This is a genomic window from Micromonospora sp. NPDC003944 (genome assembly GCF_053605225.1).
In genome coordinates this window covers 1-22,701 of sequence record NZ_JBSGIV010000050.1, presented here as the reverse complement: position 1 = coordinate 22,701, position 22,701 = coordinate 1, and the positions used below count along the sequence as shown (strand labels likewise).

Below are 22,701 nucleotides of genomic sequence, written 5' to 3'. Positions count from 1 at the left end.
AGGTCGCAGTCACACGCAGCCGGCCGCTCCTGAGCCGCTGCGCGACGGGGGAGTGACGTCGGTCCATCACGGGCACCGCCCGCAACGAAATCTCGTAGGGAGCGAACTCGTTTGTTCGGCACGTTGACAGGACGCCTCGGAGTGGCCGCCCAGAGTGCGCTACTGGTACTGGCCTATCTGGTCATGCTCGTCGGCGGCGCATTCGGTTGGATCGGCCTGTTCGCCGTCGCCGGGTTGGCCGCCATCATCGGCGAGTTCGTCGTCGCCCGCTGGTCACCGCCGTCGCTGCTGCTGTTGGAGAAGGTGGGCCTGCACTGGTCGTACCGACAGCTGACCCGGGACCTCGCCGCCGTCCTGCTAGTCGCCGCCGAGGTGCGGCTCAGCGGCGGCGAGCTGACCCTGCTGCTCGTGCTGCCGGCCGTGGTGTGGGTCGTGTCGGTCTTCGCCGGTGCGCTGTCCACCATGATCGATCGTCGTAACCCGATCTCCGCCATGGTGCGCAACATCGAGCTGGGTCCACTGTCCAGCGCCCCCCAGCCGCCCGCCTGGGCGGCCGCGGTCGCCGGCGACCGGATGCCCCTGCTCAACCTGCTGCTGGTGCCGGCCGCCGTGGCCGCCGCCGTGCAGCACGACCCGACGCCGTTCTTCGCGTCCGGCGCGGTGGCGGCCGTCGCGACAGGTCTGGTGGGCGCCATCATCGCGCTGACCTGGCTCCGCGGTCGCGGCTCCGGGCAGGGCCCGCTGCTGCCGGCGGTCCAGCGGTGGCTCGACACCTACCGGCCGGAGGTGGCGCTCTACTTCGCCGGCCCGGCCAAGGACGTCTACCAGGCGAACATGTGGCTCGCCCCGACCGAGGCGCTGAACCAGCGCGCGGTGGTGCTGATGCGCAGCCGCGAGGCGTTCCTGGAGTTGGCCGACACCCGGCTGCCGGTGATCTGCGTACCGGCCGGGGTCGACTTCATGAACCTCGACCTCGGCGGCATTCGCGCGGCGCTCTACTCCGCGAACGTCGGCGCGAACATCCACATGCTCCGCGAGCCGGGTACGACGCACGTCTTCGTCGGGCACGGCGACAGCGACAAGCAGGCAAGCGTCAACCCCTACAGCAAGGTGTACGACGAGGTCTGGGTCGCCGGCCTGGCCGGTCGGGAGCGCTACGCGCGGGCCGGCGTGGGGGTGCTCGACTCGGACATCGTCGAGATCGGTCGGCCGCAGCTCGCCGGGGTGCACACCTTCGGCGCCGAGTCGGTGGACCGGCCGTTCACCGTGCTCTACGCGCCCACCTGGGAGGGCTGGCTCGACGACGACCCGTACCACACGTCGCTGGTGCTGATGGGTGAGCGGATCGTCAAGGGGCTGCTCGCCACCACCCCCCGGCTCCGCCTCATCTACAAGCCGCACCCGCTGACCGGGTCGCGGTCCAAGGCGGCGAAGGCCGTGCACGAGCGGATCGTCGCGGCGATCCGGGCTGCCGGGGGCGACCCGGACGCGTCCTCGCTCGACGGCACCGCGCATGTGGTGGTGACCGGCCGTACGCCCGGGTTGTTCGACTGTTTCAACCAGACCGACCTGCTGATCAGCGACGTGTCCAGTGTGGTGTCCGACTTCGTGCAGAGCCAGCGGCCGTACGTGGTGGCCAACCCGGCCGGCCTCTCCGAGGACGACTTCCGCCGCGAGTACCCGACGGCGCGGGCCGCGTACCTGCTCTCCAAGGACTGCGGCGAGCTGGAGAAGGTCGTGGCTGTCACCCGGGCCGGTGACGATCCGATGACCGAGGCCCGTCGGGAGCTGAAGACCTACCTGCTCGGCCCCGCCGAGTCGAACCCGATGGACCGGTTCCAGGAGGAGATCAGCCGCCTCTGCCGCTGAGCCCGCGTACACCCGGCGCGCCCGGTCCGAGACATCTCGGGCCGGGCGCGTCCGTGTCAGCCCAGCAGGGCGGCGACCGCGTCGGCGGCCGGGATGTCCGCCGGCAACGCCCGCGCCGCCACCACCGCCGCGACCGGCAGCGGGCCGTACACGTGCGGGAAGAGCTGCCCACCGCGCGACGGCTCCCACCGCAGCGCGTCACCCAGTCGTTCCTCCTCGACGCTGAGCAGGGTCAACCCGGTCATCCCGGTGAAGTGTCGCCGGGCCGTCTCCACCACCTGGTCGCCGCCGGAGAGGTGGATGAAGCCGTCCTGTCGGTCCACCGCGGAACCGGCGAAGGCACCGGCGGCGAGAGCGTCGTCCCATTCCGCGCTCGACAGCAGTTTGTAGATCACCACAGCAGCGTACGGGCCTGCCGCCGGCACACTCGCCCGGTTTCGCCGGTACCGCCGCGCCCGTCGCCTCCCGCCGGGCATGCTCAGGTCAAGGGCCGCGGAGGGATGGGCGATGCAGAGCTACGACGATGACTGGACCGACAGCCAGCGCGCGCTGTACGACGAGTGCTACCGGGCCGGCGGCGAGTGGGCCGAGGACCCGGACACTCCGTCCGACGACGTACAGCACGTGATCAACCTGGCCGAGGCGGACGACGACGCCTTCCAGGATGCCGAGATCGACTTTCCGCCCCTTGTCGACGCGGTCACCCAGGCCGGCGGGGTCACCGTCACCAGCGTGCCGGCAAGCCACGAGGACCCCGGTTTCCGGGGGTTCACCGACGGCGTCCGGGACGCCACCGCCGACGACGTCTTCGGCCTCTAGGGCGTGTAACCCGCCCGTCGCGGGCGGGCGGCCTCCCGGTCCGCGCGCGCTTCTGCCACCATTCGCAGAACAGCGCTGCGACGGACGGGGGCACGGGTGCGGATCCTGCTGGTGGAGGACGACCGCCGGGTCGCCGCTGCGCTGTCCTCCGCCCTCACCCGCCGGGGGTACGAGGTCGAGCACGCGGCCACCGTCGCCGCCGCGCTCTCCGCCGCCCCGTGCGACCTGGTGCTGCTCGACCTGACCCTGCCCGACGGGGACGGCACCGACCTGTGCCGGGAGCTGCGACGACGCAGCAGCCAACTCGGCATCATCGCGGTGACCGCCCGGGGTGAGGAACGCGACCGGGTGCTGGGCCTGCGCCTCGGCGCGGACGACTACGTGGTCAAGCCGTTCTCGATGGTGGAGTTGCAGGCCCGGATCGAGGCGGTGCTGCGCCGCGCCGCGAACGCCGCGCCCGAGCGGCACCTCATCGAGGCCGGGTCGGTCCGCATCGACGTGGCCGCGCGAACGGTGACCGTGGACGGCCGCCCCGTCACGTTGACCCGCAAGGAGTTCGACGTGCTCCTCTCGCTGGCCCGCCAGCCCGGGGTGGCGGTGCCCCGCGACCGGATCCTGCTCGACGCCTGGGGCACCACCTGGGCCGACCGGCACACGGTCGAGGTGCACGTCGGGTCGCTGCGCGGCAAGCTCGGCGACGCCAGCCTGGTGGAGACCGTACGCGGCGTCGGCTACCGGCTCCGCGACGCGTGAGGAGCTGACGTGCGCCGCCGCCTGGTGATCAGCTATCTGCTGCTGATGGTCCTCGTCCTCATCGCGTTGGAGACCCCGCTGGCCGCCACCATGGCCAGCCGCGAGACCGAACGGGTCCGCGCCGACCGGCTCGCCGACGCCACGCGATTCGCCTCGCTTGCCGGGCCGGCGCTTCGCGACGGTGGGCCGGGCCCGATCGAGTCGGAGCTGAGCAGCTACGACGACCTGTACGCGATCGGCGCCGCGATCGTCGACCGGGACCGGAACACCCCGGTCTCGTCGCCGAGGTGGCGGCCCAGCCCGGGGACCGCGGCGGTGTTGGACGTCGCGCTGTCCGGGCAGCAGACAAGTGCCCCCGAGTCGGTCTGGCCCTGGACGACCGACCCGGTGGTGGTGGCGGTGCCGATCAACGACGGAGGTGAGGTACTCGGCGCGGTGGTGATCGTGACCCCGGCCGGCCCGATCCGCCGAGCTGTCGTCTCGTGGTGGTTGCTGCTCGCCCTTGCCGGCATGCTCGCCGTGCTGGCCTGCGTGCTCACCGCGTTCGGGCTGGCCGGGTGGGTGCTGCGGCCGGTCACCGAACTGGACGCGGTCACCCACGAGATCGCCGAGGGCGACCGGGGCGCCCGGGTGCTGCACCGGCTGGGGCCGCCGGAGCTGCGCCGCCTCGCGGCCAGCTTCAACCACATGGCCGACGTGGTGTCCGACGTGATGGACCGGCAGCGCGCCTTCGTCGCGCACGCCAGCCACCAACTGCGCAACCCGCTCACCGCGCTGCGACTGCGGGTGGAGGAGTTGGGGCCCAGCCTCACCGACCCGGACGGCCGGTCCGAGCACCGGTTGGCCCTGGAGGAGACCGACCGGCTCGCGCTGGTGCTCGACGCGCTGCTCACCCTCGCCCGCGCCGAACGGGAGGAGAACGAGCGCGTCACCGTGGACGCCGCCGCGGTGGCCGCCTCCCGGGTGGCCGCGTGGGCGCCGTTGGCCCGACACCGGTCGGTCGCGTTGCGGCTGGCCACGACCGACGCCCCGGCGTACGCCCAAACCGTGCCGACCGCCGTCGACCAGGCGCTGGATGCGCTCATCGACAACGCGGTGAAGTTCAGCGGGGCGGGTGGCGCGGTGACGGTGACGGTGGCCCGCCGCGACGGCGGGGTGGCGCTGGAGGTGCGCGACTCCGGCCCCGGCATGACCGAGAGTCAGCTCGGCCAGGCGACCGAGCGGTTCTGGCGGGCCCCGGACGCGCAGAACGTGGACGGCGCGGGGCTGGGCCTGACCATCGCCGCCGTGCTTGTCGACGCGTCGGACGGGCGGCTCACCATGCGTCCGGGGGAGTCGCGGGGGCTGGTCGCCGCCCTGTGGTTCCCGACGCCACCCCTCCCGACGGAGTCGGCGGAGGAGGAACCGGCCGCCGAGCTACGGCCCTCCCCGGCGCGGTGAGGCCCGGCCGTCAGGGTTTGGTGTCGCGGTACCAGGCGGCGGCGCCCGGGTGCAGCGACAGCGGCGCGGTGACGATCGCCGAGCGGGGGCTCATCCGTCCCGCCGCCGGGTGGGCGGCGGCCAACTCCGCCCGGCGCTCCATCAGCAGCCGGGTCACCTCACGGACCAGCGGCTCCGGCAGGTCGGCCCGGACGATCAGGTAGTTCGGGTCGGCCACCGTGGTCACCGCGTCCACCCCGTAGACCGAGCGGGGAATGTCCCGGGAGACGTAGACCTGGCCGAACCGCGAGCGCAGCGGCTCGGTCCACTCGCTGAGGTCCACGATCCGGATGGCGCTGGCTCTGGCCAACTCCTCGATGCCCCGGACCGGTAACCCGCCGGAGAAGAAGAACGCGTCGATCCGCCCCGAGCGCAGCGCCGTCACCGAGTCGTCCAGGCCGAGGCGTTCCCGGCGCACCCCGTCGCCACCGAGGCGGGCCACCTCCAGCAGCCGGGTCGCGGTGATCTCGGTGCCCGAGCCGGCCGCGCCGACGGAGACCCGCCGGCCACGCAGGTCGGCGACCGTGCGGACCGGGCCGCCGCTTGTGGTGACCAGGTGCAGTTGGTCGTCGTACACCCGGGCGACGGCATCGACAGTGGGGCTCCCCGCCGCGCTTGTGGGCAGCACGTCGGCCTGGGTGAAACCCAGCTCCGCCCCGCCGGAGCCGACGAGTTGGACGTTCTCCGCGGAGGCGGCGGTGATCACCACGCTCGCCCGGACGTCGGGGAGTTCCCGGTTGAGGATGGTCGCCAGGGACTGCCCGAAGGCGTAGTAGACGGCGGTGGGGCTGCCGGTGGCGATCCGGATCGACGTCGGCTCCGTCGGGGCGTCCCGGCAGCTGGCGATGGCCAGATTCGCGATCAGCAGCACCGTCGACAGGGCGGCCAGGCCGGCGCGGCTGGACGAGGTACGACTCACGCGCTGCACTGTGCGCCGTCGGGCGGGTGCGCGCAAGCCCGTAACGTGCCGGACGGTCGGGACCCGATCAGCAGGCCGCGCGGCCTGCGGGCAGCACGTCCGCGCCCCGCGCCGACGCCGGGGTCGTCCCGCGCGCCGGCTCCAACGCCGCGCTGCGCAGGATCCGCTGCCGGTCCGGGCCGTCGGCCACGCTGACCAGGAAGCAGCCGGTGCCCGGGTGGAGCCGGGCCGGCACGTCGAGCACGGCCGCGCCCCGGATCAGCACCGCGGCCAACTCGCGGTCGGTGAGCCGTACTCCGAGGATGTGCCGGCGGACGTGTCGCCCGGCGGCCAGCAGCGCCGAGCGCCAGGCCGCCTCCGCCAGCCGGGTCACCAACCGCCGGCGGGCCGGCGACGCGCCGGGCAGCGGCCCGCCGAGCAGCTCGCGCCGCCCCTGCCGCCAGCCCGCGTCCACCATCCGGGTGTACGCGCCCTGGTGCTCCCATGGCACCCACAGTCGGTGCAGCTCGTAGCGGCGGCGCAGACCACCGACGGCCACCTCGTGGGTGACCGGGATGTCCAGCCGGGCCAACAGTTGCCGCATCCGCTGCGCGGCGTCCTCCCGGTTGAACTCCACCGCGGGGGTGTGCTCGGCGCGGACCGCGCTCGGGCGGGCGGTGGTCGGCGGCGGGGTGCACCGCAGCAGGCAGGCAGCCTCGAACGCGTCGCCAAGCGTCAACCAGCCCAGCGGGGACGGGGGCGTCGGGGAGTGGGGCCGGTCGAGCAGGGCGGGTTCGCGGGTCAACGGAGGCTCCCTTGTCGGAGTCTGGGTTGCCTTACCGTGGCCCCTGCCACGCCGTTACGGAACGGCTCCGGCCCAGCCTTGAGCAAATCTTGCGGCTGGCGGCCCCGTCACAGCTCGGTGACCACCAGATCCACCTGCCGCGCCCGGCCCGCAGCGGTGGCCTGCTCCAGCACGGTGTGCTTCAACTCCCGCAGGGTGCCGACCAACTCCGCGGCGGTGCGCGGCCGGGCGCCGGCGACGAGCAGGTCACGGACCAGCCGCCCCTTGGTCGCCTTGTTGAAGTGGCTGACCACCGACCGGACCGGCACGCCGTCCACCTCCCGCTCGTGCAGCACCCGGACGGTCACGGTCCGCTCGGCCACCTCGCCGCGCGGCGTCCAGGTGGCGGCGTACGCGCCGGAGCGCAGGTCCAGCACCGGGCCGCGCCCGGCGGCGGCGTCCACCGCCGGCGTCAGCTCCCTGCGCCAGTACGTCGACAGCGCCCCGACGTCGGGCAGGCGCGCGGCGATCGGGCAGCGGTACGGCGGGATCCGGTCGGCCAGCCGGACGGCGCCCCACAGCCCGGAGCTGATCAGGATCGACCGGCGGGCCGCCCGTTGCGCCGTGGCCGGCAACGAGGCCAGGTCCAGCGCCTCGTAGAGCACCCCGGTGTAGAGCCGCTCCGCCGGCGCGGTGGCGGCCTCCCGTAGTCGGGCGTTGCGCCGCAGCTCGCCGCGCTGACCCTCGCTGAGGCCGAGCGCCGCCCGGGCGGCCTCCTGATCCGGCCCGGCGCTCACCGCCACCAGGGCGTCCAGCACCCGTTCCCGGGCCGGGTTCAGCTCAGGCAGCGAGAGCCGGTCCGGGGCCCACCGCCGTCCGGTGCCGGCGTCGGCCTTCCCCTCCGAGGGCGGCAGCAGGATGAGCATGGTTCTCCTCGACGGGCGTAACGGCGGCACCCCACGCGCCGGCCCGGCCAGCGTACGACCAACCACTACCGCCAGGGCCGCACCGGGGTGTCGGGGTGGTACACGCGATAGCCGCCGACCTCCCGCACCAGCGCCGCGTCGGCCCGGTCGGCGAGCAACCCGCGCAGCCGCCGGTCCATCGGCGAGTCGACCTCCACCACGTAGCCCGGCCGCTCGGCCCGCCCCACCTGTCGCCAGTACGGCCGGTAGCGGTTCTGCCCCGGGGTCAGCGCGTTGTCGAGCACCCCGCAGACCACGTCCTCGTCCGTGTTGAAGATCAACCGGTTGCAGGTCCAGTAGTCCCCGTACACCTCGTGGGGTCCGTCGGCGCGTAGCGCGGCGGCCAGCTCCCGGGCCTGGCGTTCCTCGGTCCGCGACGCCGCCGTGCCGGTGGCCGCGAAGAGCACGGTGGTCACCAGCGTGGTCACCGTCAACGCGGCCAGCACGGCGGTGGAGAGCGCGCCGGTGAACCGCCCGAGCACGCTGCTGGTGCCCCGCCAGGCGGTAAGCGCCGCCACCCAGAGCGGCCAGAGCACCGCCGGCAGCGACAGTTGCAGCACCGACAGGTAGCGGGCGTTGTCCAGCGGGCTTGTCGCGGCGAGCGGGCTGCGCACGTACGACAGCAGGGTCAACGCCGCACCGGCGACGAGCGCGAGCTGCACGACCGGCCCGACCCGCTCCCCGCGCGACGCCCCGGCGTGCCGGTAGGCGAGCACCGCGAGCGCCGCGCCGGCCAGCAGCAGCACCGGGTAGAGCACACCGAACCACTGTTGCAAACGTCCGCAGCCGTCCACCGGGCAGAGCCCGTGCGCCAGCGGCACCCCCTCCAGCAGACCGCCCCGGATCCGGTCGGACCACGGCGGCTGTGGCCCGGCCTTCGTGCTGACCTCCCGGAACACCGACAGCGAGTCCTCACCGGGCCCGGCCCGCAGGTTGTCCACGATCATCGGGGCCACGCCGACGACGACCCCCGCCGCCAGCAGCAGCCCGGACCAGCCGAACAGCTCCCGCCGTACCGCCCAGACCAGAGCCAGCCCGGCCACCGCGAGGTACGGCAGGATCAGCCAGTCCGACCAGACGGACACCCCGACGAGCAGCCCGAACAGGCCGATCGCGAGCGCGCGGCGGTGGATCGTGCCGACCGCCAACCCCACGGTGATCAGCAGCATCAGCAGCACCGCCGGCTTCACCTCCGGCCGCCCGCCGACGACGGTGAGCTGGTCACGCACCACCCGCTCCGGCCCGAGCGCGAGCAGACCCACCACGAAGGTGGCGAACCACGGGGTGCCGAGCCGGCGGGTCAACCTGTGGATCAGATAGAGGAAGAGCGCGTAGAGCGCGAGCATCGGCAGCCGCAGCACCGGCCAGCTCGGCCCGAACACCGCCACCAGGGGAGCGGCCAGGTACGACTCCAACGTCCCCATGTAGTGCTGGCCGTAGAGGAAGACCGGGTGTTCCCGACCCTGCCCGATGTGCAGCGCGGCGAGGCCGAAGGTCGCCTCGTCGCTGTTCGACACCGGCACCGTGAAGAGCGTGAGGATCAGCCGGTAGACGACACCGGCGAGCCCGAACAGCAGCGCGACGAGCGCCGGCCGGTCGAGTCGCGGACGCCATCGCCCGCGGTGCTGCTGTGCATGCGACACGACCAACGCCCCCGTCGTCGTCCCGAGGGGAGTGTTTCACGTTCGGCCGGGCCGCCGGGGTGGATCGGCGCAGCCGGGGTCGGCTCGCATGGCCGCGGCTGTCGACGTGTGGCAGGGTTGGCCCGTGCCACCCACTCCCGCCGGCCAGCTGGCCGTTCCGAACCTGCACCGGGCAGCGCGGATCGAGGACGCCGTGCACCAGCTCGTCGAGCGTCGACTGCGGCGCACCGGCTGGCGGATCAACATCGTCGCGTACACCGGCTACGGCGCGCCGGGTTGGGTGCGGGTGATGTGCCGGGTGCTGCTGGGCCGTCCGGACACCCGCCAGCGGGGCCGGCTGGACAAGGTCCGCGGCTGGCGCAGCTTCACCACCCTGCCCGCCAAGCACGTCACCGTGACCATCGAGGCCGGCGGGGTCCGCCACGAGACGCGGGCCGACCGCAGCGGCTTCGTCGACACGCTCGTCGAGGCCGACCTGCCGCCCGGTTGGGGCACGGTCCGGCTCAGCGTCCCCGACGCCGAGCCGGTCGACGCGCCGGTGCGCATTCTCGACCCGGCCGTCACGTTCGGCATCCTCTCCGACATCGACGACACGGTGATGGTGACCGCGCTGCCCCGACCGCTGCTCGCCGCCTGGAACACGTTCGTGCTCGACGAGCACGCCCGCGCGGCCGTGCCCGGCATGGCGGTGCTCTACGAGCGCCTGGTCACCGCGCACCCCGGCGCGCCGGTCTTCTACCTCTCCACCGGCGCGTGGAACGTGGCGCCCACGTTGACCCGCTTCCTGTCCCGGCACCTCTACCCGGCCGGGCCGCTGCTGCTCACCGACTGGGGCCCGACCGCCGACCGCTGGTTCCGCAGCGGCATGGAACACAAGCGGTCCACCCTGGCCCGGCTGGCGAAGGAGTTCCCCGACGTGCGCTGGCTGCTCGTCGGCGACGACGGCCAGCACGACCAGGAGATCTACCGGGAGTTCGCCGCCGCCCACCCGGAGAACGTCGCCGGGGTGGCGATCCGCCGGCTCTCCCCGACCCAGTCGGTGCTGGCCGGCACCCTGCCCGCCCCGGCCGGCCGGCCGTCCTCGGGGCCGGTGGGGCAGAAGTGGCTCTCCGCTCCGGACGGCGCCGGCCTGTGGCAGTTGCTCCGCGACGCCGGCCTGGTCTGACCGCACCGCACACGCGAAACCCCGGGCACCGCGACTCGCGGTACCCGGGGTTCAGGTGTGCGTCGACTACATCAACGAGGGTGCGCCCCAGGTGACGGTGCCGGTGGCGCCGTTGCCCGGGTAGAGCGTCATGGTGCCGTTGCTCCTGCGACGGACCACCAGATCGACCTTTCCGTCGTTGGTGACGTCGCCGAGGCCGCTGATGTCGAAGTCGCGGCACAGACCGCAGACCAGGACGCGGGTCCCCCAGACCGGGGTGCCGCTTGCGGCGGTGTTGGGGTAGACCCACATGTCGCCGGTGCCGGCGTTGCGCATGACCAGATCCGGCTTGCCGTCGTTGTTGGCGTCCTCGATGTTGACGTTGTCGTACCCACCGCAGGAGGTGCAGAGCAGGATGCGGGTACCCCAGGTGACCGCACCGCCCGACGTGCCGTTACCCGGGTAGTAGTACATGTTCCCGGTGCTGGTCTCCCGGATGAACAGGTCGGTCTTGCCGTCCCGGTTCACGTCGGCGAGGTCGGACGTGGCGAAGTTGACGCAGCCACCGCAGACCAGCTGCCGGGTGCCCCAGATCGGATCTCCGCTGGCCACCGTGTTCGGGTAGACGTACATGTCACCGGTGCTGATCTGGCGCATGAAGAGGTCCAGCTTGCCGTCGTTGTTGGCGTCGGCGATGTTGAACGAGTCGTAGCCGCCGCACCGGCCGCACACCACCACGCCGGCGTCGAACGTCAACGTGCCGTCCAGGTTGGTGCCGCGACGCAGGAGCACGTCGCCGTTGCCCTGCTTGATCAGCATGTCGGTCCGGCCGTCACCGGTGACGTCGCGGATGTTCGGTGCGATCACCTGCTGGGCGTAGTTGCCCGGCGCGGTGGCCTCGGCCGGGTTCAGGGCCCGGTCCCAGTGCTGCACGTTGCTGACCTGGCCCGAGTAGTACGAACTCGGTGCGCCCTTGTAGCGGTAGTGACCGATGACGAACCGGCCGGTGCTGGGCCAGGACACGGCGGCGGGGTGCTGTGCCGTGCCGGCGAGGTTGTTGTTGACGTACAGGGCCATCGTGCTCGTGGTGGCGTTGTAGGTGGCCACCAGGTGCGTCCATACCCCGAGCTGCGCGTTCGGTGCGCTGATGGCCTGGTCGTACGACCAGGCGTCGCTGTCGGAGCGGGCCATCCCGAACCGCCAGGTGTTGTCGCTCTGCTCCTGCCAGAGGATGAACCGGGCCGAGCGCGACCCCTCCTCGGAGAGGATGATCTTGCCGGCGGTGGTCGGCTTCACCCAGACGGCGACGCTGAACGACTTCGTGGTGTCGATCAGAACGGGACTGGCGGCGCTGACCAGGCTGCCGGTGCCGTTGGCGTCCACGCCCGTGCCGGTGCTGTCGCTGTTGAGCCGCAGGTCCGGGCTGAAGAGGTCACCCTCGTGCCAGTAGGCGTTGCCGCTGCCGGTGAGGGTGCTGCCACCGGAGATGTCGGCCGCGGTCGCCGCCGTGGCACCCGCCCCGCCGTCGTCGAGCGGCCAGGTGTGCTTGGCGGTGACCAGACCCTGCGCCTGCTGGTTGGCGATGGTGGGAGTGCCGCCGAGGCCGCTCACCAGGTACGCCGTGGTCAGGCCGTTGGCGCCCACCGTCCACAGGTCGGGGGTGTCGTCGGAGTTGACGTCGGCGGCCCGCAGGCTGAGCGTGGCGCCGCGGTTCCAGTTGGTCGAGAGCGTGTACGGCGTGTAGGTGAGCTGGTTGGTGTCCTGGTTGTAGGCCAGGTTGGTCCAGAGGTGCAGCGCCCCGGTGCTGCTGTTCCACAGGAACATCGCGGTGCTGCCGTTGACCTGGGCGGTGGCGATGGTCCAGTTGTTCCAGTCCACACCGCCGGTCGGCGTCAGGTTCTGGGTGCTCGCGCTGTAGTAGTAGAGGCCGGGTGCGAAGGCCATCGGGTAGTAGTTGAGGAAGTAGCCGTTCGTGGCGTCACCGCTGGTGCCGATCAGGTCCGGCAGGGTGGACCCGGTGCCACGGCCGTCGCCGGCGTTCACCAACTGCAGTGGCGCGTTGCCGTTGCCGTCGAGCAACAGCTCGCCGGAGACGCTCACCTGGTTGTTGTACGGCTGGATGACCGAGCCGTCGCCACTGCCCCGCAGGATGGTGCCGTTGCCGGCGTTGGCGCCCGCCGTGTAGTAGACGAGCACGTCCTGCAGACCCGACCCGAAGAAGTGACCGGAGATGGCCTGGCCGCCGTTGAAGTCGGACGGGTCCTCGTTGCCGGTGACCCCGTTGCCCCGGGCTCCGATGTCGTTCACCGTGGTGCGTACCGCGCCGCTGTTCATACCCGTGCCGAGCCAGAGGCCGGAGGGCATCCCGTTGCGGGCGCCCACGGTCAGCAGGTCGGCGACGCCGTCACCGGTGAGGTCCGCGTCGGCAGCGATGTCGGCGGGGTCCGCGTTGAACGTGACGGTGGCGGTCTCGCCGAAGTTGCCACCCGCCGACAGGCTGGTCACCGCGAGCGTGTTGGTGAACCGGGTCGGCGTCGCGACGACGGTGGCAGCGCCGGCCGAGGCGGAGATGGTCACCGGGGGCAGGCCGTTGAGCTGGTAGCTGTAGCTGGTCGGCTGGGTGCCGGTGCTCGGCGGCGTGATGGCGAAACTGACCTCATCACCGATCTTCGGCTGGCCCTGCGGCTGGCCGATGTCCGGCGCGCCGGTCCGGGTGGGGTCGAAGGTGAAGTTGCAGGTCGCGGACCAGTCACTTGCCACCTGGAAGTCGGTCGCCTGGACCTTCCAGGAGAAGTTGGTGATCGCGCCACCGGCGGCGGCGCGCAGCGTGGCGGACGGCACGATCAACACGCCGGTGCTGCCCGAGGAGTACGTGAGCAGGTTCGGGTTGGACGACGCCAGGGCGGTCTGCGAGGAGTCGGCGGTCTTCCAGAGCTTGAAGCTCACCCCGAGGGTGCCGCCGTTGGGGTCGGACACCGGAGCGTAGAGGTAGACCGGGTTGTCGCCGATCGTCGAGCCACCGGCGCAGGCGGTCCGTGGCGAGGTGGTCATGCCGGTCGGCTTGTTCGGCTTGTGGTTGTAGAGGATCTCCAGCGTGGGGCTGGTCTCGAGGAACTCCTTCCAGGTCTCGTCGTCACTGCCTTCGTTCTCGCCGACCATCCGCAGGGTCCGGGTGGCGGTCCGGTTGTTCGTGATGTCGGTCGTGATCTGGCTGGTGATGTCGAAGCTGACGCCGGCAGCGGCGCAGCCGCTGTAGCCGTAGGCGAAGCTCGCCGACGCCGCGAGCCGCGTGTTGCTCTGCGTCTCCCAGAAGTTCCAGGTGGCGTTGGACTTGGTGAGCACCGTGTCCGGGGCGTATACGTTCACCTGCTTCGCCCTGCAGGACCACGAGCGCGTGTTGGTGATCTTGAAGATGGCGGACTTGACCGTCGCGTTCTTCAGGGCGCTGTAGGGCACCGGGAAGTTGATCAGCGTGTTCGAGCGTTGGCTGCCGGAGTTACCCACCTGCATCCGACCGATCGGGTCGGGGGTGTTGTTCCAGTAGTTGGTGGACTGGTGCTGGTAGGAGATGCTGGCCCAGCCGGACATCCGTGGGCCGGTGACGCTCCAGTTGAAGCTGGGGTCGATGTAGACCGGGTAGACGGTCGCGGCATCGGTGAGCAGCTTGCGGTCCGGCTTGAGGCCGAGCTTGCCGGGGGCGATGGCCACCCCGATGGCGGCCGTGCGCGCCGCGCGACCAGGAGCCGCGCTCGTCGACGCGGCGCCGCTGCGCGCGGTCGGTCCGCTGGTGCCACCCGCCGAGGAATCCCACATGAGCGGCGCGGGTGCGGTGATGACCGCGTCGCCGGAGCGGTCCTGCCCACTGATGTTCCCGGCCGCGTCGGCACCGAGCGTGAAGCCCTTGGCGGCGGTGGCCAGTTCGAGCGTCGCCAGCTTCGGGTTCGCTGCGGCCTTCGCGTCCTTGACCACGAACACGTGCGAGAAGCCACCCTGGGCGTTGACTGTCGCCGTCAGGTCCACACCGGGCAGCACCTCGGCGTACGTCGCGGTCGGACCGGCGAGCGTGGGCTTGGGCAGGGCGACGGGTGCGGTCAGGGTGAGCGAGCGGTCCCCGCTGACCAGGTGTGCCATCGGTCCGCTGCCACCACCGGAGAGCGTGACGTCATGCGTGGTGGTGGTCGTGGTGATGGTGCCGTCGGCCCGTCGGACCAGGGTGGGGTCGAGCTGCTTCCAGCTGTCGCCGACGCGCTTACGGTTCGGTACGGCGCTCTGGCTGAGCAGGAGCTGCCCGTCCGGCCGTGCGGTCAGGGTCTCCGTCGAGGTGCCGGCGGCGGTCGCCTCGACCTGCTTGCCGGTCCGCTTGGCCCGGGCCAGCGCCGCGTCCACCCCGAGCGGCCCGGCCGGCTCAACTGCGGGCTTCGGCTTCGCGGGAGCCGCGGCGGCGGCCGGAAGGGCCAGCGGTACGGCGGTCGCGGCGATGGCGACAGCGGCGACCGCACCCGATGCGACGGCGCGTACGCGCAGTCGTCTCTTGATCATATGAAGTTCTCCCCGTTGGTGAGTCGGACGCGTAGCCGCGCCCGATCGAGCGGCCACAGTGAAGCAGTCACGCCGGCCTACGGGAAGCGTTCGTTGTCACTCGATGCTGTCCTTTTGGCACTCAGTGAGACGGATTTGATGGCATCGGGGGCTGATCATCGTTATGACCCCGTGACCTTCGGCCGGGTTGGACATGAAACATTGTTCGCGCCACGGGGGTGCGCCTTCTATCACTCTGCGTGGCCTCCATCCCATCTCGCAGAGCTGAGGTATGCATGGCCGTCCACGGGGGATTACGCCTGCTCACACGTCCCAGACGTCTGGTCGCGGTTGTCGCGGCCGCGTCGCTCGCCGCCAGCCTGCTGTCGGGTGCGCCGGCGGTGGCGAAGCCGAAGGGGCCGGAGTTGGCGAAGGCGCCGGCGACGTCGCCGGGGCAGTCGGTCAAGGGTGTGAAGCCGTTGCCGACGAGGTTCGTGACGCCGCCGGATGACGCGAAGTCGACGTTCCGGCCGACGCGCACGGTGTGGCCGAAGGCGGCTTCGGCTGACGTCGAGCTGCCGGCTGTCACGGCGGGTGCGCGTGCGGCGTCGCCGTCGCGGGTGCGTGCTGCGGGTACGCCGGTGTGGGCCGAGTCGGTGGCGGCGAAGGCCGGACCGCGCAGCCTGAAGGTGGCGGTGGCGGACCGTAGGGCTGCGGAGGCGGCCGGGGTCGACGGTGTGCTGCTGTCGGTGTCTCCGGACGTCAGCGCCGGTGCGGTGCGCGTTGGTGTGGACTACGCGGGGTTCGCTGAGGCGTTCGGCGGTAACTACGGGTCGCGGTTGCGGTTGGTGCGGTTGCCGGCGTGTGCGCTGACAACGCCGACGCGTAGTGAGTGTCGGGTGGCGTCGCCGTTGGCGTCGACCAACGACGCCGGTTCGCGGTCGGTGTCGGCTGAGGTGTCGATGGCGGCTTCGGACGCGCGGGTGCAGGCGGCCGGTGGTGTCACGGTGCTGGCGGCGGTGGCTGCGGCGGGTGAGGATGGTGGTAAGGGCGGCACGTACGCGGCGACGGACTTGAAGCCGTCCGGGTCGTGGACCGGTGGTGGGAGCACGGGTTCGTTCTCGTACTCGTACCCGGTCACGGTGCCGCCGGCGGCGTCGGATCTGGTGCCGACGGTGGCGTTGTCGTATGACTCGGGCAGTGTGGATGGGCAGACGGCGTCGACGAACGCGCAGTCGTCGTGGGTGGGTGATGGTTGGTCCACTCCGCGCTCGTATGTGGAGCAGTCGTTCGCGTCGTGTATGGATGAGCCGGGTGGTAGTGCGTCGCCGGTGAAGACGCCGGACCGGTGTTATGACGGGCCGTTGTTGACGTTGTCGTTGAATGGGTCGTCGACGGCGTTGGTGTGGGACGCGGCGAAGCAGGTGTGGAAGCCGGAGTCGGACAATGGTGAGGTCGTCACCCACGTCGAGAATGCCGGCAATGGGTCGGGGACGTACAACACCGACTACTGGCGGGTGACGTTGCGCGACGGCACGAGCTATGAGTTCGGTCGTAACCGGTTGCCGGGGTGGTCGTCGGGTAAGGCGGAGACGAAGTCGGTGGACCATTCGCCGGTGTATTCGCCGCATTCGGGGGACCCGTGTTACAACTCGGCGGGGTTCTCGTCGTCGGTGTGCACGATGGCCTACCGGTGGAACCTGGACTACGTCACCGACACCAACGGCAACGCGATGGCGTACTACTACGACCAGGCCACGAACTTCTACGGCCGTAACAAGGGCGCCACGGATGTGTCCTACGTCCGGGACAGTAACCTGGCGCGTATCGATTACGGGTTCACCGATGGTGGCGCGTACGGGACGGTGGCGAACCAGGTCGTCTTCAATACGGGTGACCGGTGTGTGTCGGGGACGTGTCAGCCGTTGAACTCGACGAACAAGGCGAACTGGCCGGATGTGCCGTTCGACCTTATCTGCGCGTCGGGGGCTGACTGTGATGACTGGAGCCCGTCGTTCTTCTCGACGGTCCGCCTGACGTCGATCGAGGCGCGGCAGTACAACACGGCGACCTCCCAGTACGAGAAGGTCGACTCGTACGCCCTGTCGCAGAGCATGCCGGCCACCGGTGACGGCACGTCACCGACGTTGTGGCTGACCGGGATCGCCCGGACGGGGCATGACACCAGCGCGGGTGGGTCGACGGCGGCGATCAGCTTGCCGTCGGTGTCGTTCACCGGTGTGAAGTTGCCCAACCGGGTCGACACCGCCGGCGGGTTGCCGTCGTTCTACCGGCAGCGCATCGCGACGATCACCACCGAGACCGGGTCGGTGATCAGCCCGTCGTATGAGTTGCCGGTGCCTTGCACCGCGCCGGTGAGCACCGACCCGGCGGCGAACACGAAGTCCTGCTACCCGGTGTACTGGACCCCGGACGGGTACACCGACCCGGTCAAGGACTGGTTCCACAAGTACGCCGTCACCCGGGTCACCTCCACCGACCCCACCGGCGGCGCGGCGGCCCTGTCGACCAGCTACAAGTACCTCAATGGTGCGGCGTGGCACTACGACGAGAACGAGGTCGTCAAGGCCAAGTACCGCAGCTACGGCCAGTTCCGCGGCTACGGCAAGGTGCAGACGTTCACCGGCGACGGTGTCAACGACCGCCGCACCCAGTCCGAGACCGCGTACTACCGCGGCATGTCGAAGAACAACAACAGCACGGTGGTGAACCTGACCGACTCCGTCGGCGGCAGCCACGAGGACATCGACGAACTCGCCGGTAAGGAGCTGGAGACCACCAAGTACCTCGGCGAAGGCGGCCGGGTCGACTCCTCCACCATCACCTCCTACTGGGTGTCCGGGGCCACCGCGACGCGTTCCCGCACCGGGTTGTCGGCGTTGAGCGCGCAGCGAGTCGAACCCGTCAAGACGTACACCCGTCAGGCAGTGACCAGCGGCGGCTCGGTGACCTGGCGTACCACCGCGAGCGACAACAGCTACGACGCGAACACCACCAGCGCCACGTTCGGTGAGCTGAAGAACACCTACACCTACACCGTGCCGATCGACGCGACGTACAACCAGTGCACCACCTACACCTACGCCCCGACCAACACTGCCAAGAACCTCGCCGGCCTGGTCAGCCAGACCGAAACCGTGGCCGTGGCCTGCGGCGGCTTCACCCAGGGCAGCCCCGCCTCCGAGCCGGGCAGCGTCAACACGTTGACCGCACCGGGCAGCGTCAACCGACCCGCCCAGGTGGTCAAGGCCGAACGCACCTTCTACGACGTCACCGACTTCTCCACCACGTTCCCGCAGGTGGCAGCGCCGTCAAAGGGCAACGCCACGATGACCCAGGTCGCCAAGGACTACACTAGCGGCGCGTACGTCTGGCAGACCACCGAGCGGTCGACCTACGACAGCTACGGCCGGGTCACCGACTCCTACGACGCCAAGGGCAACAAGACCACCAGCGGCTACACCATGAACGCCGCCAAACTGGTCACCGCCACGTCCACCACCAACCCCGCCGGGCACGGTAGCTCCGCGACGCTCGATACGAGGCGCGGGATTCCGCTGGTCAGCACGGATGCCAACGGCGTCACCACCAGTCAGCAGTACGACGCGCTCGGCCGTGCGACGTCGGTGTGGTTGAACTCCCGCGCCACGAGCGCCGCGGCGAACCACAAGTTCACCTACACCGTGTCCAAGACCGGGGTATCCGCCACCACCACACAAACCCTCAACAACTCCAACGGGTATCAGACGTCTGTCACCATCTATGACGCGCTGTTGCGGACCCGGCAGACACAGTCGATCACCCCTCGGGGCGGTCGGATGGTCACGGACACCTTCTTCGACACCCGCGGGTGGACCCGTGCGACCTACAACGGTTGGTGGGACGACGCCAACCTGCCGGCGGTGAGTACGCCGGTGTCGGCGGCGGACCTGGGCAAGCAGGTCCCGAACCAGACCCTCACCACCTACGACGGCCTGGGCCGGGCGGTCGTGGCCACCAGTGCCAAGAACGGCGTGACCGTCTCGACCACCACCACCGTCCACGGCGGTGATCGCACCACAGTCGTCCCTCCGTTGGGTGGGGTCGTCTCGGCCACCCTTACCGATCCGCTCGGTCGGAAGAAGGAACTGCACGAGTACAGCGCCCGTCCAACGGTGACCACTCCGACGGACACGTTCACCGGCATGTTCACTGTTGCCGGCGGCACGACGACGGTCAGCAAGTACGGCTACGACGAGCGAGGCAACCAGTCGACGCTCACCGACGCCAGCAACAACGTGTGGACCTCCACCTACAACCTGCTCGGGCAGGTCGTCGGCAAGGTCGACCCGGACGCCGGTAGCAGCAGCATGAGCTACGACGCCAACGGCAACCTCGAACAGTCCACCGACGGGCGCGGCAAGACCCTGTCGTTCACCTACGACGCCCTCGACCGCAAGACCGGCGAATACGCGTCCACGGTGGCGAACCAGTCAACGGCGAACCAACGCGCGTCGTGGGTCTACGACAACAGCAACGGCGTCGCGGGGGTCACCAACGCGCTCGGGAAGCTCACCACCACCACCGCCTACCGGGGTGGGCACGCGTACGTCACCCAGCAGAAGGCGTTCAACGTCTTCGGCAGCTCCCTCGGCGTCACCGTCACCATCCCCGACAATGAGGGTGCCCTCGCTGGGTCGTACGTCTTCGGGCACACCTACTCCTCGGTGCTGGGCCTGCCCCTGACCGACACCTACCCGGCCAAGGGCAGCCTGCCCTCGGAAACCGTCCTGCACGGTTACACCGGGGTGCTGGACCTGCCCACCACCCTCGGCGGGTTGAACGGCTATGCCAACGGTGTCAGCTACGACGCCTACGGCCGAGTCGACCAGCAGACCCTCGGCACCGGTACCAACCTGGCGTATGTCACCAACACCTACGACCCGCACACCTCGCGGCTGACCAACCAACTCGTCACTCGAAGCACCGCTACTCCGACGAACGTCGATGAGCAGGAGTACCGGTACGACCTGGTCGGCAACATCACCCACAAGATCAGCAAACGGCTCGGCGCCACCACTCCGGCGGAAACCCAGTGCTACGGCTACGACGGCCTGGCCCGCCTCACCGAAGCCTGGACCGGCACCGACGCCTGCGCCACCACACCGACCGACGCCAACAAGTCCATGGTCGGCAACACCATCGGCGCCGGCAGCGCCTACTGGACCAGCTGGCAGATCGACGTCATCGGCAACCGCACCCAGCAGGTCGAGCACAACCTCACCGGCGGCACCGACACCAAAACCGTCTACTCCTACAACGGCAACGCTCAGAACAAGCCCCACACCCTGACCTCCACCACCACGACCGGCGGAGCAACGGGCACCACGTCGTACTCATACGACAACGCCGGCAACACCACCGGCCGCAACGCCGCCCAGGGCAATCAAACCCTCACCTGGGACGACGCCGGCAAACTCACCGGAGTCACCGGCGGCACCAGCGGCACCAACACCTTCATCTACGACGCCGACGGCAACCTGCTGCTTCAGAAGGAGCCTGGTAAGAACACCCTCTACCTGCCGGGGCAGCAACTCACCCTCAACACCAGCACCAGCGCTGTCATCGGCAGCCGCTACTACGACCTCCCCGGTGGCGGCAGCTGCATCCGTACCGGCAGCGGCACGGCATACTCCTTCGCCATCGCCGACCACCAGGGCACCCCGTCCCTTTACCTCGACAGCACCGCCCAGAGCCCGACCTGGCGGCAGTACACCCCGTACGGCGGCCCGCGAGGTGCTGCCGTCACGGCACCCGACAACCACGGCTTTCTCGACAAGCCGATGAGCCCGACCGGACTCACGACCGTCGGTGCCCGTTCCTACGACCCGCTCGTGGGCCGATTCATCTCCGTCGACCCACTCCAGGACGTAACCCAACCACAGCAGTGGAACGGCTACTCCTACGCCAACAACACCCCGGTCACGTCCAGCGACCCCACCGGCATGATTCCGGATGACTGCAAGTACTTCGACTGCTACGGGTACGACGTCAAGAAAGGCTGCCCGGGCGGATGCGGCTCTACCGATAACGTGACCTATGGCAAGAAGAACAAGCTGACCAGCACCAAGATGAAGCGCGGGAAGTACGTGCCGCCGCCTAGTCAAAGTCCGAAGCCGAAAAAGAAGGAGTGCTCAGCTTGGTCTTGGCTGTGCGGGGCTGGCAAGGCGCTCGAAAAGACGTACCAAAACGTTGGTAATGGGTTCAATTCAGCTGGCAACTGGGTCGTTGAACACAAAAACGAGATCCTGACAGGCGCTGCCGTACTGGCAGCTGGTGTCTGCATCGTGGCTTCCGCAGGTGCCTGCCTCGTCGTGGCGGCCGGGGCCGCCACCGTCAGCACCGCTTACCGGGCGTATGATTTTTCCAAGAGCGACAAGACCAAAGCGGACTATGCGAAGTTTGTTGTCGGTGCGGCCACAGACGTTGGATCGGTGTTCATCCCGGGTGCGCGCGTAGCCACGGGTGCACCCGGACGGGCGGCAACTAGCATCCCCCTGGGTCGTCTGGGTCAATCCTTGACAGGAGCGAAGTGGATCAACTTCGGCACCGGCCGGTACGGAGTGGCAACTCGCATCGATCCGGGACGCGCCATGGGCGTCATGGGCGGATGGATTATGGCCAATCATGATCCGTTTACGGGCGCTGCAGGGTCTTTGATGGACTGACGGTTCGGAGGTGAACCATGTTGCTAAAATCCGTCATCACTGTGCTGATGATTATTGCAGGGTTAGCATTAGTTATCTGGGTCGCCAACTGGCCTTTCAATACACCATGGGGGAGGGATCTCGACGCTAAGCAGCGTCAGATAAACCTCGTGCATAATCGGCGTCATCACCGCCGCGCAGTACGCATACTCCTGCCCATGTTTGCCGTCGTGTTCGGAGTCACCTCGGTAAGTCTTCTGATCGGCGCGAACGCTGATCAGTTCGCGGCAGTCGTCATGGGTATATGTTCGGCAGTGTGCGCAGGTGTGTTCTATGCCTTGGTTAAGAACGGGCGAGGGCGGCGGCCTTCCGCGCGGCGATGATTGTTGAGGCGGACGCGTTGCTTGCCTAAGCGAATTGAGAGCAGGTGCCAGAGTTCTGGGTAGCCTGCCTTCAAGGCAGCGAAACGTTGGTAGCTTGCCCGACCCTTTACGGGGTCGGGCAAGCTACCCTTGTGTTTCCTCAGGAGGATTTCGTGGGTCAGTCATCTCGCCAGGGCGTGCTGAAAATAACGTTGCAATACCCGGCTACCGCTTTCCTCTACCGGACCACAAGACCGCGCCTTCGACTCGACGGTGTGGACGTGCCGGTGTCCGGCTGGGGCGTGCAGCGGATGCCGGTCACTCCGGGCGAACATCAAGTTGAGGTATGGATCCCTTACATCCTGCCCCGCCGTGCGGGTCGCGCGACGTGTGACATCGAGATCACCAAGGGAAAGACGTCGGCGCTGATCTACGTGGCTCCTGTCGTGACCTTCGCCCGAGGGTCGCTCGGTGTTTCCTCGCCCCAGACCTCGAGGGAGCGAACGAAGATAAAGGGGCTGAGACTGATTGTGGCGATCGCGGCGGTGGCGGCCCTTGTCGTGCTTGTGCTCACCTGACAGCACACTTCAACCAGATCGCCCCCAGTTGCGGCACCTGCAGGGCCGCCGAGTCCACCATCCCGTGCCACGGCACGTCCTCGGCCCGCACGTCACCCCTCAGGTTGCCCACCCGGATCCGCCGTAGTGGTGGGAGTGGATGACGACCGGATCGCCGACATCGTTGGCCAGTGGCGTCGCGA

General features: G+C 69.8%; 13 protein-coding genes. 7 read left to right on the top strand and 6 right to left on the bottom strand.

All coding sequences use genetic code 11. From position 1 onward, the window contains the following. Positions 1-111: 111 nt before the first annotated feature. On the top strand, positions 112-1,869 hold the full coding sequence (locus ACWER9_RS22860; RefSeq protein WP_452303768.1) for a CDP-glycerol glycerophosphotransferase family protein: 1,758 nt from the start codon (positions 112-114) through the stop codon (positions 1,867-1,869). Between the two features lie 56 nt (positions 1,870-1,925). On the opposite strand, the gene ACWER9_RS22855 is transcribed toward ACWER9_RS22860, so the two are convergent. Further along, a complete protein-coding gene (locus ACWER9_RS22855) occupies positions 1,926-2,264 on the bottom strand; it encodes a DUF952 domain-containing protein (RefSeq protein ID WP_452303767.1) in 339 nt (112 codons plus the stop codon). A gap of 112 nt (positions 2,265-2,376) precedes the next feature. Here ACWER9_RS22855 and ACWER9_RS22850 point away from each other — a divergent pair, with 112 nt between their 5' ends. From ACWER9_RS22850 to ACWER9_RS22840, 3 genes are all read left to right on the top strand, one after another. Continuing rightward, positions 2,377-2,688 carry a hypothetical protein gene (locus ACWER9_RS22850; RefSeq protein ID WP_357349714.1) on the top strand — a complete coding sequence of 104 codons (312 nt, stop codon included), beginning with the start codon at positions 2,377-2,379 and terminating at the stop codon, positions 2,686-2,688. A gap of 96 nt (positions 2,689-2,784) precedes the next feature. After that, positions 2,785-3,441: a response regulator transcription factor gene (locus tag ACWER9_RS22845; RefSeq protein ID WP_452303766.1), complete on the top strand. Its 657-nt coding sequence runs from the start codon at positions 2,785-2,787 to the stop codon at positions 3,439-3,441. 9 nt (positions 3,442-3,450) lie between these two features. Next, positions 3,451-4,881, top strand: coding sequence for a sensor histidine kinase (locus tag ACWER9_RS22840; protein WP_452303765.1), 1,431 nt, complete (start codon positions 3,451-3,453; stop codon positions 4,879-4,881). 10 nt (positions 4,882-4,891) lie between these two features. Here ACWER9_RS22840 and ACWER9_RS22835 read toward each other — a convergent pair whose 3' ends face one another. From ACWER9_RS22835 to ACWER9_RS22820, 4 genes are all read right to left on the bottom strand, one after another. Then, positions 4,892-5,848, bottom strand: coding sequence for a TAXI family TRAP transporter solute-binding subunit (locus ACWER9_RS22835; protein WP_452303791.1), 957 nt, complete (start codon positions 5,846-5,848; stop codon positions 4,892-4,894). 58 nt (positions 5,849-5,906) lie between these two features. Continuing rightward, a complete protein-coding gene (locus ACWER9_RS22830) occupies positions 5,907-6,623 on the bottom strand; it encodes a hypothetical protein (protein ID WP_452303764.1) in 717 nt (238 codons plus the stop codon). A 107-nt stretch (positions 6,624-6,730) separates the two neighbouring features. After that, positions 6,731-7,528, bottom strand: coding sequence for a peroxide stress protein YaaA (gene yaaA / locus ACWER9_RS22825; RefSeq protein WP_452303763.1), 798 nt, complete (start codon positions 7,526-7,528; stop codon positions 6,731-6,733). A gap of 65 nt (positions 7,529-7,593) precedes the next feature. Next, a complete protein-coding gene (locus ACWER9_RS22820; RefSeq protein WP_452303762.1) occupies positions 7,594-9,210 on the bottom strand; it encodes an ArnT family glycosyltransferase in 1,617 nt (538 codons plus the stop codon). A gap of 88 nt (positions 9,211-9,298) precedes the next feature. On the opposite strand from ACWER9_RS22820, the gene ACWER9_RS22815 reads away from it, so the two are divergent. Further along, positions 9,299-10,375, top strand: a complete 1,077-nt coding sequence (locus ACWER9_RS22815; RefSeq protein ID WP_452303761.1) for an App1 family protein — start codon at positions 9,299-9,301, stop codon at positions 10,373-10,375. 66 nt (positions 10,376-10,441) lie between these two features. Here ACWER9_RS22815 and ACWER9_RS22810 read toward each other — a convergent pair whose 3' ends face one another. Further along, positions 10,442-14,893, bottom strand: a complete 4,452-nt coding sequence (locus tag ACWER9_RS22810) for a LamG-like jellyroll fold domain-containing protein (protein WP_452303760.1) — start codon at positions 14,891-14,893, stop codon at positions 10,442-10,444. A 275-nt stretch (positions 14,894-15,168) separates the two neighbouring features. Here ACWER9_RS22810 and ACWER9_RS22805 point away from each other — a divergent pair, with 275 nt between their 5' ends. Together ACWER9_RS22805 and ACWER9_RS22800 are read left to right on the top strand one after the other, a co-directional pair. Continuing rightward, entirely contained in the window at positions 15,169-21,600 is a 6,432-nt protein-coding gene (locus ACWER9_RS22805; RefSeq protein ID WP_452303759.1) for an RHS repeat-associated core domain-containing protein, read from the top strand. A gap of 493 nt (positions 21,601-22,093) precedes the next feature. Continuing rightward, positions 22,094-22,519, top strand: coding sequence for a hypothetical protein (locus ACWER9_RS22800; protein WP_452303758.1), 426 nt, complete (start codon positions 22,094-22,096; stop codon positions 22,517-22,519). Positions 22,520-22,701 lie beyond the last annotated feature (182 nt).

What these genes read in the sequence shown, in the direction of transcription:
- ACWER9_RS22850 (WP_357349714.1), top strand. Translation starts at nt 2,377, where the DNA reads ATGCAGAGCTACGACGATGACTGGACCGACAGCCAGCGCGCGCTGTAC.
- yaaA (WP_452303763.1), bottom strand. Translation starts at nt 7,528, where the DNA reads ATGCTCATCCTGCTGCCGCCCTCGGAGGGGAAGGCCGACGCCGGCACC.
- ACWER9_RS22815 (WP_452303761.1), top strand. Translation starts at nt 9,299, where the DNA reads ATGGCCGCGGCTGTCGACGTGTGGCAGGGTTGGCCCGTGCCACCCACT.
- ACWER9_RS22810 (WP_452303760.1), bottom strand. Translation starts at nt 14,893, where the DNA reads ATGATCAAGAGACGACTGCGCGTACGCGCCGTCGCATCGGGTGCGGTC.
- ACWER9_RS22805 (WP_452303759.1), top strand. Translation starts at nt 15,169, where the DNA reads ATGGCCGTCCACGGGGGATTACGCCTGCTCACACGTCCCAGACGTCTG.